This window comes from Streptomyces sp. NPDC090108 (genome assembly GCF_044747185.1).
Taxonomy (GTDB): Bacteria; Actinomycetota; Actinomycetes; order Streptomycetales; family Streptomycetaceae; genus Streptomyces.
In genome coordinates, this window is record NZ_JBIVDQ010000008.1 from 411,521 (window position 1) to 426,661 (window position 15,141).

General features: G+C 73.2%; 12 protein-coding genes. 5 read left to right on the plus strand and 7 right to left on the minus strand.

Annotated features, from left to right (window positions below):
- Positions 1-62 precede the first annotated feature (62 nt).
- The 7 genes from ACIPRD_RS28135 to mtnA all read right to left on the minus strand — a co-directional run bounded on the left by ACIPRD_RS28135 (position 63) and on the right by mtnA (position 9,142).
- Positions 63-809, minus strand: a complete 747-nt coding sequence (locus tag ACIPRD_RS28135) for a response regulator transcription factor (protein ID WP_356396539.1) — start codon at positions 807-809, stop codon at positions 63-65.
- A 204-nt stretch (positions 810-1,013) separates the two neighbouring features.
- On the minus strand, positions 1,014-1,706 hold the full coding sequence (gene hpf / locus ACIPRD_RS28140; protein ID WP_356398981.1) for a ribosome hibernation-promoting factor, HPF/YfiA family: 693 nt from the start codon (positions 1,704-1,706) through the stop codon (positions 1,014-1,016).
- 311 nt (positions 1,707-2,017) lie between these two features.
- A complete protein-coding gene (locus ACIPRD_RS28145) occupies positions 2,018-2,935 on the minus strand; it encodes a ComF family protein (RefSeq protein WP_401566999.1) in 918 nt (305 codons plus the stop codon).
- A gap of 146 nt (positions 2,936-3,081) precedes the next feature.
- On the minus strand, positions 3,082-4,923 hold the full coding sequence (locus ACIPRD_RS28150; RefSeq protein WP_401567002.1) for an LpqB family beta-propeller domain-containing protein: 1,842 nt from the start codon (positions 4,921-4,923) through the stop codon (positions 3,082-3,084).
- On the minus strand, positions 4,913-6,988 hold the full coding sequence (gene mtrB / locus ACIPRD_RS28155) for an MtrAB system histidine kinase MtrB (RefSeq protein WP_401567004.1): 2,076 nt from the start codon (positions 6,986-6,988) through the stop codon (positions 4,913-4,915). The genes ACIPRD_RS28150 and mtrB overlap by 11 nt, the downstream gene beginning before the upstream one ends.
- Positions 6,989-6,990: 2 nt before the next feature.
- Entirely contained in the window at positions 6,991-7,680 is a 690-nt protein-coding gene (mtrA, locus tag ACIPRD_RS28160; protein WP_187279108.1) for a two-component system response regulator MtrA, read from the minus strand.
- A gap of 313 nt (positions 7,681-7,993) precedes the next feature.
- Entirely contained in the window at positions 7,994-9,142 is a 1,149-nt protein-coding gene (gene mtnA, locus ACIPRD_RS28165) for an S-methyl-5-thioribose-1-phosphate isomerase (RefSeq protein ID WP_401567006.1), read from the minus strand.
- A 152-nt stretch (positions 9,143-9,294) separates the two neighbouring features.
- On the opposite strand from mtnA, the gene ACIPRD_RS28170 reads away from it, so the two are divergent.
- The 5 genes from ACIPRD_RS28170 to ACIPRD_RS28190 are packed head-to-tail and all read left to right on the plus strand — an operon-like array spanning position 9,295 to position 14,992.
- Positions 9,295-10,710 carry a hypothetical protein gene (locus tag ACIPRD_RS28170; protein WP_401567009.1) on the plus strand — a complete coding sequence of 472 codons (1,416 nt, stop codon included), beginning with the start codon at positions 9,295-9,297 and terminating at the stop codon, positions 10,708-10,710.
- 4 nt (positions 10,711-10,714) lie between these two features.
- Entirely contained in the window at positions 10,715-11,497 is a 783-nt protein-coding gene (locus ACIPRD_RS28175; protein ID WP_401567012.1) for a DUF4129 domain-containing protein, read from the plus strand.
- Positions 11,494-12,693: a DUF4350 domain-containing protein gene (locus tag ACIPRD_RS28180; protein WP_401567015.1), complete on the plus strand. Its 1,200-nt coding sequence runs from the start codon at positions 11,494-11,496 to the stop codon at positions 12,691-12,693. Before ACIPRD_RS28175 ends, ACIPRD_RS28180 begins: the two co-directional genes overlap by 4 nt.
- On the plus strand, positions 12,690-13,682 hold the full coding sequence (locus ACIPRD_RS28185) for an AAA family ATPase (protein ID WP_401567018.1): 993 nt from the start codon (positions 12,690-12,692) through the stop codon (positions 13,680-13,682). The genes ACIPRD_RS28180 and ACIPRD_RS28185 overlap by 4 nt, the downstream gene beginning before the upstream one ends.
- Complete coding sequence (locus tag ACIPRD_RS28190; protein ID WP_356396512.1) at positions 13,682-14,992, plus strand: DUF58 domain-containing protein; 1,311 nt, start codon at positions 13,682-13,684, stop codon at positions 14,990-14,992. Before ACIPRD_RS28185 ends, ACIPRD_RS28190 begins: the two co-directional genes overlap by 1 nt.
- Positions 14,993-15,141 lie beyond the last annotated feature (149 nt).

Sequence of the window (15,141 nt, forward strand, 5' to 3'; positions counted from 1 at the left end):
TCCGGCGCCCGGGTCCCCGCCTCGGGCGCCAGGAGCCGGCCCCCGGCGTCGGGCGCCGGGCGTCAGCGGATCTCGAGGATCTTCTCCCGCATCGCGTAGACCACCGCCTCCATCCTGGAGTGCAGCTGAAGCTTCTCCAGGATGTTGCGCACGTGGTTCTTCACGGTGTTCTCGGAGATGAACAACTCCTTGGCGATGTCACGGTTGTTCATCCCCGTGGCGACGAGCTTGAGCACCTCCAGCTCGCGGTCGGTCAGCCGCGGTGCGGGCACCAGCCGACGCTCGTCGGTGCGCTGGATCATCGACTTGAACTCGGTGAGGAGCTTGGAGGCCATGGAAGGGCTGATCTGCGACTGCCCGTCGGCCACCGCGCGGATGGCGGTGGCGACCTCGTCGGTGGAGATCTCCTTCAGGAGGTAGCCGGTCGCGCCCGCCTTGATGGCCTCGTAGAGGTCGGCCTCCTCGTCGCTGATCGTCAGCATGATGATCTTCGCGCTGGGGGCGACCTCCTTGATGGAGGTGCAGGCCTCGATCCCGCCGCGCCTGGGCATCCGCACGTCCATCAGCACGATGTCGGGCAGCAGATCGGCCGCCTTGTCGACGGCCTCGGCGCCGTCCCCCGCCTCTCCGACGACCTGGATGTCCTCCTCGGCCGCGAGCACGATCTCCAGGCCGCGCCGGAAGAGCGCGTGGTCGTCCACGACCAGGACTCTGATCGGCTCGTCGCGCGACGAGCCCGTCCCGGCACCCGGGCCGTCGACACCGTCGCCGGCGTTCGCGTCACGCATCGGTCCGAAGGTGTCCGCCATCGTTCCTCCCCCTGAAGGCTGTGGCCTGTGGTCCTGTGCCATCGCCAACCCAAGGCAGCGGCTTACCGGTTGGGCCGGTCCGGTCATGATTTCATGCCCGGACGGCACCGCGGCGACCCGCGCGGCGCGAAGCGGTCGCACATCGGTGCCCCTGGGGGCGCACACGCGCTCCAGGGGCACCGGCTCCGCTTCGGCCGGACAGGCTCAGCCGCCCAGCATGCCGCCTGCCGCGGGCTGGCGGACCTCCGCGATCATCGGGTCGGTGTTGAGGTGGATGACGCCGTAGTCGTAGGCGTGCCGCCGGTAGACGACGCTCGGCTCCTTCGTCTCGGCGTCGACGAACAGATAGAAGTCGTGGCCGACCAGTTCCATCTCGTAGAGGGCCTGGTCAAGGCTCATCGGGGAAGCGACGTGGGTCTTCTCGCGGACGATCAGGGGGCCCTCCCCCTGGACCTCCAGCGAGCCGATCTTCTTGGTCGGCACACCGTTCGTCTCCGTCTCCTGGACGGGGACGCCGTTGGGCTGGAGCGTCGCGACGCCCGGGACGACGTCGGGCACCTCCGCCGCGGGGATCCGCCGCGAACCACGGCGCACGACGCGCTTGTCGTGCTGCTTGCGCAGCCGGGCGTCCAGCTTCTCCGCGGCCATGTCGAGTGCCGCGTACGGGTCGCTGGCCGCCGCCTCCGCCCGGATCACCGGGCCGCGGGAGCGGAGCGTGATCTCCACTCGGTCACAGCGGCCGGCCTGTCGGGGGTTGGGCTCCTTGGACACCTCGACGTCGAGGCTGATCACCTTGCCGTCGAGCTTCTGGATCTTCTCCAGGTTCAGCTTCTCGGCCACGTGCTTGCGGAACCGCTCGGGCACCTCGGTCTTGCGGCCCTTGACGACGATGTCCACGCAGAACTCCGTTCCCGGATAGCCCCGCTCCATCTGCGGAGCATCTCCCTTTCGCACCAGGCCCCGGGATACCGGGACCTCGGACTCGGCGACTTCCACCTCCTCCTCCCCCATGGGCAAGATCTCCACCCCGCCGGCGGGGTGATTGCGGAAATCCCGCAGCGCAGCATTCGGGTACGGGAGGTGTGGCCTGGGCCTTTCCTCTTCACCGAACATATCTCGCCCGGAGGGATGTCGTCACCCTCTACTCTCGCGTACCTCCGTTCAGGTGAATTGACTCCCTCGCTACCTGCAACGATGCAGGTTCGTCCTCAGTTCCTGTTTATTTCAAAGGAATCAGGTGGAGCGGCGATCACGGCCGCCCGGGGAGCTTCTCCGGCGACTTGCGGCACTCTCATTCCCGGTGCACCATGCACCCGCTTCCCCCTTTCCGATCGTGACCCTGTCGACTGTTCCCACCTACCTTCCCGAGTTACGGCTTCGTACACTGCGCCGTTCACCCGATCTTGAATCCGGTGCCGTCTTCCGGCCGCCTCCCGGAGGGCTCTGGCCGCCTCCGCGAGACTGGCGCCCGTGGTGATCAGGTCGTCCACCAGCACGACCCGGCCGCCGTCGAGCAGCCGCGCCCCGCCCGCCACCACCTCCAGCGCGCCGGCGAGGTTCTCCCGCCGCTCCCGCGCGCCGAGACCGGCCTGGTCCGCCACCCTCCGCCGCTGCCGCAGCACCGGCACCACCCGGGCCGGCGTCCCGGCGGTCCGCAGCCGCCCTGCCGCCGCGAGGGCCATCCGCCGTACCGGGTCGTGTCCCCGGGCCCGGACGGCCCACCGTGCCGAGGGCACGGGCACGAGCAGCACGGGTCCGGCCGCCGGTCCCGCCCCGGCCGCCGCTCCGGCCCCGCACGCCCCGGCCGCCGTGTCGGGGTGGCTCCGTTCTCCGCTCGTCAGCCCCGCGCGCACGGCCCCCGCCAGAGCCGCGCCCAGGGCTCCGGTGAGCGTCAGCGCGCCGCGCTCCTTGTGCGCGAGGAGGAGGGCCCGCACCTCCTGCGCGTAGGGCGCCGCGGCGTGCACCACCGGCAGCCCGGCCGGTTCGGGCACCGGTCGCACCCGGCGCGGCGCGCCGCCGCCCAGCGCCGCCCGGCAACGCGGGCAGAGCACCGTCCGGGGTGCCCCGCAGCCTCCGCATTCGGCCGGCAGCACCAGGTCGGTGAGGTCCTGCCACCACCCCCGCATGTCCACCACTGTGCCCCGGTCCGGGGCCGCCTGCCACCCCTGTGGACAACGTCCTGTGGACGGCTGGGGAAAACGCTGTGCGGCCGTCACTCGCATGAGTGACGGCCGCACAGGATCGCCTTGTTCCGGGCGCCGGGAAGGGGCTCTCAGCCCGGATAGACCGGGGCCGTACCGTCCTTGTCCACCTTCTGCCACTGGGCGCCCGACGGGAGTCTCACGATCCCGTCGTCGTCCGAATAGGCCACCAGCGGCACCCGTTCGTCCTCCGAGGAGGCGATCGCCTTCACCCCCGACAGCGCGGCGGGCGCCGGACCGTCCAGCGTGGAGCCGTCGACCTGCACGTACCGCATCTGGTGCACGCCTCCCTGCTCACGGCCGACCACGACCAGCCTGCTGTCACCGGCCCAGGACACGGCGTTGAACAGTTCCATGCCGGGCGCGGCCGGATGCGGATCGACCACCGCGGGAGGCTCCCCCGACCTGTCGTCCCGCACGATCAGACCGATGAGCAGCGCCTGCTTGCCGCCCTTCGTGTCCACGACCAGCGCGACCCGCACCCCGTCGGCGGCCACCCGCACGTCCCGGATGCGCCCGGGCAGCTCCGGCAGAGTGACCTCCACCGGCTTGCCCGCGCCCTGCTCCACGACGTACAGCCGCTGACGGCGGGGGTCGAGGTCGGCGACCCACAGGTCGCCGCGCGCGTCCCAGCTCGGCCTGGTCAGCCGGTCCGCAGCCGGGTCCAGGCCCTGGCTGGTGACGACCGGTTCGCCGAGCGAGGCCCCCGCGGCCAGCGAGGTCACGTACATCGCCTTGCCGTCGGCGCCCACGCTCGCCACCGTGCCCTCGTCGCGGGAGACCGCCACAGACCGCAGCGGCCGGGTGCCCTCACCGAGCGCGCCCGGCACCGGCGCGCTGTTCGTCGCGGTGGTTCCGGTAGGCAGCCGGACCAGCCGGTGCTTTCCGTCGAGGAAGTACAGGTAGTCGGGGCTCTGTGCGGCGGCGTGCCAGGCCGCGGACTTGGCGCGCGTCTCCGTCAGATCGCACAGCCGGTGCCCGCCGGGCCCCCGCAGCGCGACCGACTCCAGCGTCGGCGTCAGGTTCCGCAGCGTGAACAGCAGTTGGGTGGCCATCTCCTCGCACCGGGCCCGCCCCACCCGGGACGCCTTGGCGTTCAGCGGCACCGTCAGGCCGTTCTCGTCGTCCGGGGCCAGACCCGACACGCCCCGCTGCAAGGCCGTACCGGTCGGGAAGCTCGACCTGACCACCGGTGCCAGCCGTGTGGTGGGTCCCTGGAGGAGCGAACGCACCACCTGGGTCAGGGCGTCGACCTTGCTGCGCACGAACACCGGGTCGGCGACCGCGACCGGCTGTCCGGTCGCGCCGACCCGGGTGTCGCTGGAGAAGTAGTACTTGTCGACGGACGTGTAGTTCCGCTGGAAGTCCGACTTGCCCATGACGACGCCCTCGGGCGGTACGTCGATGCGCCACTGCTCGGTCTTCGGGTCCTGCGTGAGGTGCACCCTGACCCGGTAGGAGCCGTCGGCGGGCGCGTACGCCTGCCGACCGTCCACCGTGGCCACCCGGTCGCCGGCCAGGACGTACGTACGGTTGCCGCCCCGCTCCCGGCCGTCCTGCGTGGCATCGGAAGGGGTGCTCGGCCCGTTGGCGAGGACGGTGGTGGCGCGCTCGGGGTGCCAGGCGCGCGCGGCGGCGGGGGTGAGGTACTTGCGGGCGGTGCCGTAATCGGGCTCGTCGCTGGTCAGTGCCTCCAGGAAGCCCTGGAGGATCGCGCCGGGCTGAGCGCCCTCGGCGGGCGGCATGGCGAACACCCGCACGCCGGTGTCCTGCCGCGGTGTGGACTCCACATTGCGCAGGTCGCCGCTGTCCGGCATCGAGGCGCAGCCGCCCAGCAGGACCATCCCCAGAGCGGCGTAGGCCACCGCGCGACCCGGTCCGGACCGGGCCCCCCCTTCGCGGTCAGCGCCCACGAAATACCTCCCCTGGCTCGGTCGTCTTCTCGTGGCCGGCCGGTTCCGGGCGCTCCGCGCGCGGGTCGGACTCGGGAGCGGCGGGCCTGTCGTCGGTGCTCCGGCCGCCGCCCGCGGGCCGGGGCACCACGCGCGCGCCGCCCGTGCCGGGCAGTGCCGCCGGGTCGGCCGTGGGGGTGACCGCGCCGTTGCGCGGCGGCAGCGGCGGTACGTTCCCGCCGCCCTGCTGCACCGGGACGGTCGCCTGCTTCAGCTGGCCCCCGCGGGGCGCGCCGGTGCCGTCGCCGCCGCGGTTGCGCCGCGAGTCCTTGGGCTCCAGGGGGATCGGAGAGCCCCGCAGCGGCTCGTCGGCGGTGCGCGGCAGCGTCAGCCGGAACTGCGAGCCGCCGCCCGGCTCGCCCCAGGCCTGCAGCCAGCCGCCGTGCAGCCGGGCGTCCTCCAGGGCGATGGACAGGCCGAGACCCGTGCCGCCGGTGGTACGCGCGCGTGCCGGGTCCGCCCGCCAGAAGCGGCTGAAGACGCGGCTGGCCTCGCCGGGCTTGAGCCCGACGCCGTAGTCGCGCACGGCGATGGCCACCGCGCCCCCGGCCGCGGCGAGCTTGACGACGACGTCCTTGCCGTCGCCGTGCTCCACGGCGTTGACGACGAGGTTGCGCAGAACACGCTCGACGCGACGGGCGTCGGCCTCGGCGACGACGGGCTGCTGGTCGCCGATGACGCGTATGCGGCTGCCCTTGCGCTCGGCGAGCGGCTCGGCGCCGCCGACCACGCGCCGCACGACCTCCCTGAGGTCGATCGGCTCGGCCTCCAGGGCCGCCGCGCCCGCGTCGAAGCGGCTGATCTCCAGCAGGTCCGCGAGCAGCGACTCGAACCGGTCCAGCTGGTCGGCGAGCAGCTCGGCGGACCGGGAGGTCACCGGATCGAAGTCCTCACGGGCCTCGTGGATGACGTCGGCGGCCATCCGGACGGTCGTCAGCGGGGTCCGCAGCTCGTGCGAGACGTCGGAGACGAACCGCCGCTGCATCCGCGACAGGTCCTCCATCTGCTGGATCTTCATCTGGAGGCTCTGCGCCATCTTGTTGAAGGCCTCGCCCAGGCGCGCGATGTCGTCCTCGCCGGTGACCTTCATCCGTTCCTGGAGCCGGCCGGCGGAGAGCCGCTCGGCGATCCCGGCCGCCATCCGCACCGGCGTGACGATCTGCCGCACCACCAGCCACGCGATGGCGCCGAGCAGCACGACGACGAAGAGGCCCGCGGTCGCGAGCGTCCCCTTGACCAGGCTGAGGGACTTCTCCTCCTGCGTGAGCGGGAAGAGGTAGTACAGCTCGTAGGGGTGGCCGTTGGGGTCGTTGAGCTCCTTGCCGATGACCAGCGCCGGCTGGGACTCCTTGCTGTTGTTGTAGACGATCCGGCTGTAGCTCTGCGCCGCGGTCGTGCTGCTGTTGATCCGCTCGCGCAGATCGCCGGGCACGCTGTCGGTGGGGCTGACGTAACCGGAACCGCGCGGGCTGCGTCCGCCGCCGGTGTCGTCACCGGCGGGCAGCGTCACCACGTCGAAGGCGCCCGCGCCACCGCTGGAGAGCGAGTCCACGAGGTCGCTCATCCACTGGATGACGCTCTGCGACTGCTGTCCGTCGGCGGCCGTGACGTCACCCGTGCCGTTGACGGAGGCGCCCGCGGCCGCCTCGTCCGCCTTCTGCCGGGCCACGGCGAACCCGCCGGTGGCCTGGCTCTGCGACGCCCGCGCCTTCGCGTCCAGCAGGCCGTTGCGCACCTGCCCGATCACGACGAAGCCGAGCAGCAGGACGACGCCCAGGGACATCAGCAGGGTGGTGGCCACCACCCTGAGCTGGATGTTGCGCCGCCACAGCCGCATGACGGGCAGCAGCGGCCGGCGCACCCAGCGCAGGAGCAGGCGGATGACCAGGCTGCGCTGGACCCCGCCCCGCAGCAGCCCGCCCGCGAAGAGGCGTCCCCAGCGCGACCGTGCCGCCTTACGGCCGACAGGCCGCCCCGGACGGGCCCCGGGCACGCCGGAAGCCGAAGCGACACTGTCCTCGGACATGGTCAGCTCGGTCCGGCCTTGTAACCGACACCGCGGACGGTCACCACGATCTCCGGCCGCTCCGGGTCCTTCTCGACCTTGGAGCGCAGCCGCTGCACGTGCACGTTCACCAGGCGGGTGTCGGCGGCGTGCCGGTAGCCCCACACCTGCTCGAGCAGCACCTCACGGGTGAACACCTGCCACGGCTTGCGGGCGAGCGCGACCAGCAGGTCGAACTCCAGCGGGGTCAGCGCGATCGACTGCCCGTCCCGCTTCACGGAGTGCCCGGCCACGTCGATCACCAGGTCACCTATGGTGAGCTGCTCCGGCGCCGGCTCCTCCGACCTCCGCAGCCGGGCGCGGATCCGCGCCACCAGCTCCTTCGGCTTGAACGGCTTCACGATGTAGTCGTCGGCGCCCGACTCCAGGCCCACGACCACGTCGACGGTGTCGCTCTTGGCGGTGAGCATCACGATCGGCACCCCGGACTCCGCCCTGATCAGGCGGCACACCTCGATGCCGTCACGGCCGGGCAGCATCAGGTCGAGCAGCACCAGATCGGGCTTGCTCTCCCGGAAAGCGGCCAGCGCCTTGTCCCCGTCGGCTACGAAAGACGGCTCAAAACCTTCACCACGCAGCACAATGCCGAGCATCTCGGCCAGTGCGGTGTCGTCGTCGACGACAAGGACTCGTCCCTTCATAAACGACATCATCCCATTCTCATAACGGCGCCAGAGCTGCTGGTGAGCGAGGTCACTGGCCTGTGACGATAGTCGTACGGCGCCGTCACTGTCTGCCCGCGTCCCCCCGGCATGGGCCGGGGCCCGGGGACACAGGGCGACACAAGGGACACAGAGCGAGGCGGACGCGGGCGGAGACGGAGGTGCGCGGTCCGGCGCACCGGAGCGGCGGCGCCCCTGGCGTCCCGCCGGACCGCCGCGGGTGGAGGCGCGGGACGGTGACGCCTCCCCCGTGGATCAGCGCGCCACCGGCCCCGGTCCGTCGGCGTCTCAGTCCGTCGGCGTCTCAGTCCGTCGGCGTCCGGCGGGCCTTCCCGCACAGGTCCGCGAGCGCTTCCGGGGTCACCGGGGAGACCACACCCTCCTCCGTGACGATCGCCGTCACCAGTTCGGGCGGTGTCACGTCGAACGCCGGGTTGTACGCCTGGGTCCCCAGCGGTGCCACCGCGATCCCGCCGCCCGCGCCCGTCACCGGCACCTGCGGTGTCGCGATCTCGGTCACCTCGTGCCCGGGGCGCTGCTCGACCTCGATGGAGGCGCCGTCCGGCGTCCCCGGGTCCACCGTCGTCACCGGCGCCACCACGACGAAGGGCACATGGTGGTACCGCGCGAGCACCGCGAGCGGATAGCTGCCCACCTTGTTCGCCACCGAACCGTCGGCGGCGATCCGGTCCGCCCCGATGAGCACGGCGTCCACCTCGCCCGCCGCGAACAGCGAACCAGCCGCGTTGTCGGTGAGCAGGGTGTACGTCATGCCGCTGCGGGCCGCCTCGTACGCCGTCAGCCGGGCGCCCTGCAGCAGCGGACGCGTCTCGTCCACCCAGAGCCGCCTGAGCTGCCCGGAGCGGTGCGCGGCGAGAGCCACCGCGAACGCCGTCCCCTCCCCGCCGGACACCAGCGAACCGGTGTTGCAGTGGGTCAGGATCCGGTGCGCGCCGCCCGGCAGCAGCTCGTCCAGCAGCGCCAGACCGTGCGCGGCCATCCGGGCGCTGGCCTCGGCGTCCTCCTGGTGCAGCGTCCGTGCCGCGGTCAGCGCGGCCGCGGCCGCGGCCGCCGTCGCGGTGTCGCCGCTCCCGGCGAGGGCCTCCCGGTACGCGGCCTCGGCGCGGCGCACCCCGACGGAGAGGTTCACCGCGGTCGGGCGGGCGGCTTCGAGCGCCCGCGCGGCCTCGTCCACGTCGAAGCCCCGGGCGGCGGCGAGCGCGACACCGTACGCGCCGGCGATGCCCAGCACCGGCGCCCCTCGTACGGCGAGCGAGCGGATCGCCTCCACCAGCGCCGACGCGTCCGTGCACACCAGCTCGACCTCTTCGGCCGGGAGCCTCGTCTGGTCGAGAAGGACCAGGACAGGGCCTTCGGGTGGTTCCTCCCATCGCAGCACGGGTATCGCTGTCGGCCTCTTGTCGTCGCCCGTCGGCGGGTACTGGTCAGCCATGCGGTGAGTCTGCCCCGTACGCGCCGGAGCATTGGCCGGACAATTGAAGGAGCACCGCGTTCACGACGGCCGGTCGCAGGGTGACCTGCCCATGGCACGATGGCTGCCAACCTGCCTCCGCGCGCGCGGAAGGGCACCAAGAAGGAGCTTCGATGACTGACACTCCGGGCTGGGCCTCGCCCGGATCCACCCCGCCGTCCGAGGGGCGGGAGCCCGACGACCGTCCCGGCCCCGCCGAACCCTCCGGCCGTTCCGACCAGGCCGGGCCCGCCGGCCCCACCGGAGCCGCCGAGCCCGCGGCACAGCCGGACACGGAGCCCCGGGAACCCGACTCCAAGTGGTCCGAGACGCAGCCGCCCGCAGGTCAGTGGTCGGCGCCCACGGCTCCCCCCGGCGCCGGCCACACCCCGCCGCCCGCCGGCTGGGGCGGCCAGGCTCCGGGCGGACCGGCGGGACCCGGGGGTCCGGCCGGTCCCGGAGGCCCCGGAGGTCCCGGAGGCGGCTGGGGCGGTCCCGGTCCCGGCGGCTACGGGGCCTGGGGCGGCGGCTGGGGCGGTCCCCCGCCCGCGGCCAAGCCCGGCGTGATCCCGCTGCGGCCGCTCGGCGTCGGCGAGATCCTCGACGGCGCCGTGTCCACCATGCGCACCTACTGGCGCACGGTCCTCGGCATATCGCTGACGGTCGCCGCCGTCACCCAGGTGGCGACGATGCTGCTGCGCGGCTTCGTCCTGAACGACACGTTCTCGCCCCAGGGCCCGTTCAACGATCCGAGCGCCACACCGACCGAAGTGCTGCGCGGCGCGGCCGACGCCATGCTGAGCAGCCTGGTCATCGTGGTGATCTCCGTGATCGGCACCATCATCGCCACCGCCATGCTGACGGCCGTGACCAGCCGCGCCGTCCTCGGCAAGCCGGTCGGCGCCGGCGAGGCCTGGCGCGAGGCCCGCGCGCAGATCCCGAGGCTCCTCGGCCTGCTGGTGCTGCTGGGCCTCATGGAGGTGGGCATCCTCGCCGTCGGCTTCGCGCCGGGCGCCATCGCGCTGGCCGTCGGCGGGAAGACTCCGCTGGCCCTCCTGCTGTTCGTGTTCGGCGTCGGCGCTGCCCTCGTCGTCATGCTGTGGCTGTCGGTGCGCTTCTCCCTGGCGTCGCCGGCGCTGATGCTGGAGCGCCAGAGCATCGTGAAGTCGATGGGCCGCTCCGCGAAGCTGGTGCGCGGCTCCTGGTGGCGGGTCTTCGGCGTGCAGCTGCTCGCCGGGCTCATCGCCAACATCGTCGCCTCGATGATCGTGATCCCCTTCACGCTCGTCGCGGCCGCGGTCGGCGGTGACGGTATGAACAGCCTGCTGGGCACGACGCCTCAGCACGTCAGCTGGCCGTTCCTGATCATCAGCGGCATCGGCGCGATCATCGGCAGCATGCTCACGCTCCCGATCACGGCGGGCGTCGGCGTACTCCTCTACGTCGACCAGCGCATCCGCCGCGAGGCACTCGACCTCGAACTGGCCCGCGCCGCGGGAGTCCAGGACCACGGCACCGCAGCCGCTCCCGGCCCCGTCCCAGGGAGCTGATGGGGTGAGCCTGACGGGGGGAACGCTCACGGCGGTGCCGGCTCTGTCCGGCACCGCCCCCTCGGCCGTGCGACTCCTGTCGCACGCGGCGGTGACGGCCTGGCCGGCGGACGCCGGTTCCGGCGACGGGCCGCCGGTGACCGTCCCGCGCGAGGCCGCGCGTGAGGCCGCGCGCCGCGAGCTGGCCAAGCGGATGTACCACGAGAGCGATCCCAGCCTGGTCCAGCGCGCTCTGAACGCGGTCTGGCACTGGTTCGGCCGGACGCTCGGCGCGGCGTCCTCGGTGACCCCGGGCGGCACCGTCGGCCTGGTCGCGGTGATCCTCGTCGTCGTCGCCGTCCTGGCCGCCCTGTGGTGGCGCCTCGGCACTCCGCACCGCCCGGCCGCGTCCGCACCGGCCCTGTTCGACGAGCGCACGCGCACCGCCGCCGACCACCGCGCCGCGGCCGAGGCGCACGCCGCCCAGGAGCACTGGAGCCAGGCGGTCCAGGAACGCATGCGGGCCATCGTCCGGTCCCTGGAGGAACGGACCCTGCTCGACAGCCGGCCCGGCCGCACCGCCGACGAGGCCGCGGCAGAGGCCGGCCGCTTCCTTCCCGCGCACACGGACCGGCTGCGTTCCGCGGCCCGGCAGTTCGACGACGTCACATACGGCGGCCGCAGCGCGAGCGAGCAGTCGTACCGGCGCATCGCCGAACTCGACCGCGACCTGGAACGCACCCGCCCGGCCCTCGCGGACAGCACCGCCGACACGGCCCACGACACCGCCCAGGGGGCTGCCGGATGACCGCCGGGCCCACCGCACCGCCGACCACCTCCACCGCGCCCACCACCCGCCAGGTGTGGACGCGGACGCGCGGGATCCTTCTCGCCCTCGTGCTCCTGCTGGCCGCGGCCGTCGCGATCGCCGTCGTCCGCTCCCAGGCCCGGCACGGTGAGCTGGACCCGCGCTCCTCCGACCCGTACGGCAGCCGCGCGGTGGCCGAACTCCTCGCCGACCACGGGGTCTCCACGCGCGTGGTCACCTCCCTCGCCGCCGCGCGTTCCGCGGCCGGTCCGGACACCACCCTCCTGGTCGCCGCGCCCGACCTGCTGACCCACCGCCAGCAGGCCGGTCTGCGTGCCGCGACGGCCTCCTCGGGCGGCCGCACGGTCCTCGTGGCCCCCGGCGCCTCCGCCGTCGAGCGCCTCGTGCCCGGCGTCGCCGCGGACCCCGTCAGCAGCACCCGCTCGGCGCTCGCCCCCGGCTGCGCGCTGCCCGAGGCCCGGCGCGCCGGCCGCGCCGACACCGGAGGCATCCGCTACACCGCCGCCGGCCTCGGCGCCGACAGCTGCTACCCGAGCGCGCGCCTGGCCACCCTGATCCGGGTGCCGGACGCCTCCGCGGGCGGCGACACCGTCGTCCTCGGCTCCCCCGACATCCTCTTCAACGAACGGCTCGACGAGCAGGGCAACGCCTCGCTCGCCCTCCAACTCCTCGGCTCCCGGCACCATCTGGTCTGGTACCTCCCCTCGCTCACCGATCCGTCCGTCGCCGACGACGGCGGCCGGAAGAACATCCTCGAACTGCTTCCGTCCGGCTGGCTCTGGGCCACCCTGCAACTGTTCGTCGCCGCGGCCCTCGCCGCCTTCTGGCGGGCACGCCGTCTCGGTCCTCTCGTGCCCGAGAGACTGCCCGTCACGATCCGCGCCTCCGAGACCGTCGAAGGCCGCGCCCGCCTCTACCGCAAGACCGACGCCCGCGACCGCGCGGCCGATGCCCTGCGCTCCGCCACCCGCATCCGGCTCGCCCCTCTCGTCGGCGTCCCCGTCGCCCAGGCGCACGCACCCGAGGCGCTGCTCCCCGCTCTCTCCTCACACCTGCACGGCGACGGGCAGTCCCTGCGCTCCCTCCTCTTCGGGCCGCCGCCCGGGGACGACGCGGCCCTCGTCTCGCTCACCGACCAACTCGACGCCCTCGAAAGAGAGGTACGCCGTTCATGACGGATCCGACCCCTGACGACGCCGGGACCACCGGGGACGCGGCCGACGCCCGCGACTCCCTGGAAGCTCTGCGTGCCGAGATCGCGAAAGCCGTGGTCGGCCAGGACCCCGCCGTGACCGGCCTCGTCGTCGCCCTCCTCTGCCGCGGACACGTTCTCCTAGAAGGAGTCCCTGGAGTGGCCAAAACGTTGCTCGTGCGCGCTCTCGCGTCCGCGCTGGAACTCGACACCAAGCGCGTCCAGTTCACGCCGGACCTGATGCCGAGCGACGTCACCGGCTCCCTCGTCTACGACGCCCGCACCGCGGAGTTCTCCTTCCAGCCGGGCCCGGTCTTCACCAACCTCCTCCTGGCGGACGAGATCAACCGCACTCCGCCGAAGACCCAGTCCTCCCTCCTGGAGGCCATGGAGGAGCGTCAGGTCACCGTGGACGGCACCCCGCGTCCGCTGCCCGACCCCTTCCTGGTCGCGGCCACCCAGAACCCGGTCGAGTACGAGGGCACCTACCCGCTGCCCGAGGCCCAACTGGACCGGTTCCTGCTCAAGCTGACGATCCCTCTGCCCTCGCGGCAGGACGAGATCGACGTCCTCACCCGTCACGCCTCGGGCTTCAATCCGCGCGACCTGCGAGGGGCCGGCGTGCGTCCCGTCGCGGGCCCCGCGGACCTGGAGGCGGCCCGCGCCGCCGTCGCCAAGACGGCCGTCTCCCCGGAGATCACGGCCTACGTGGTGGACATCTGCCGCGCCACCCGCGAGTCGCCCTCGCTCACGCTGGGCGTCTCCCCGCGCGGCGCCACAGCGCTGCTGGCCACCTCGCGCGCCTGGGCGTGGCTGACGGGCCGTGACTACGTCATCCCGGACGACGTGAAGGCCCTGGCGCTGCCCACGCTGCGCCACCGGATCCAGCTGCGCCCGGAGGCGGAGATGGAGGGCGTGACCGCCGACTCCGTCATCAACGCCGTCCTCGCCCATGTCCCGGTCCCCCGCTGATGGCGTTCACCGGACGCGCCGCTCTCCTCGCGGCCCTCGGTTCCGTCCCCGTCGGTGTCCTGGCACCGGGCTGGACGGGCCTCCTCGCCGTCGACGGGACGCTGGCGCTGGCCTGTGCCTGCGACTTCGCGCTCGCGGCTCCCGTACGGCGTCTTGTGCTGACCCGCTCGGGCGACACCTCCACGCGTCTCGGCGAGAGTGCCGACGTCACGCTCTCCGTCACCAACCCGTCCGGCCGGCCGCTGCGCGCACGGCTGCGGGACGCGTGGCCGCCCAGCAGCTGGCAGCCGGGCAGCGAGGCGGAGAGCGCACGGCACCGCCTCACCGTGCCGCCCGGCGAACGCCGTCGTGTGACGACCCGGCTCCGTCCCACCCGCCGCGGCGACCGTCAGGCGGACCGCGTGACCATCAGGTCCTACGGCCCCCTGGGGCTCTTCGCCCGGCAGGGGAGCCACAGGGTGCCCTGGACCGTGCGGGTCCTGCCCCCGTTCACCAGCCGCAAGCACCTGCCGTCGAAGCTCGCCAGGCTGCGTGAACTCGACGGCCGGACAAGTGTGCTGACGCGTGGTGAGGGCACGGAGTTCGACAGTCTGCGCGAGTACGTTCCCGGGGACGACACCCGGTCCATCGACTGGCGGGCCACCGCCCGCCAGTCCGCGGTCGCGGTCCGCACCTGGCGTCCCGAGCGGGACCGCCACATCCTTCTGGTCCTGGACACCGGCCGCACGTCGGCCGGCCGGGTGGGCGACGTGCCGCGTCTCGACGCCGCTCTGGACGCGGCGCTCCTCCTGGCGGCGCTCGGCTCCCGCGCCGGCGACCGGGTGGCATTGCTGGCGTACGACCGCCGGGTGCGCGCCCTGGTCCAGGGGCGCTCCGCCGGGGATGTCCTGCCGTCGCTCGTCGAGGCGATGGCTGCGCTGGAGCCGGAGCTCGTCGAGACGGACGCCCGCGGTCTCGCGTCGGCCGCTCTCCGTGCGGCGCCCCGCCGTTCCCTGATCGTCCTGTTCACGACGCTCGACTCGGCGCCGGTGGAGCAGGGCCTGCTGCCGGTGCTCCCGCGGCTGACCCAGCGCCACACGGTTCTTGTCGCCGCGGTGGCCGACCCGCATGTCGCGCGCATGGCGGAGGGCCGGGGCGATGTCGAGGCGGTGTACGAAGCCGCAGCCGCGGCGCGGGCCCAGGGCGAGCGTCACCGCACGGCGGAGCAGCTGCGTCGGCACGGGGTGACGGTGGTCGACGCGACGCCGGAGGATCTGGCGCCGGCACTGGCGGACGCGTATCTCGCCCTGAAGGCGGCGGGCCGACTCTGACGTCCTTTCCCCGTATCCCTTTTCGGAGGCGGCGGACGGGAAAAACAGGTCCGGAACGCAGAAAACCCCCGCATCAACGATGCGGGGGTTTTCCCTAAAATTTGTTCGGCGGCGTCCTACTCTCCCACAGGGTCCCCCCTGCAGTACCA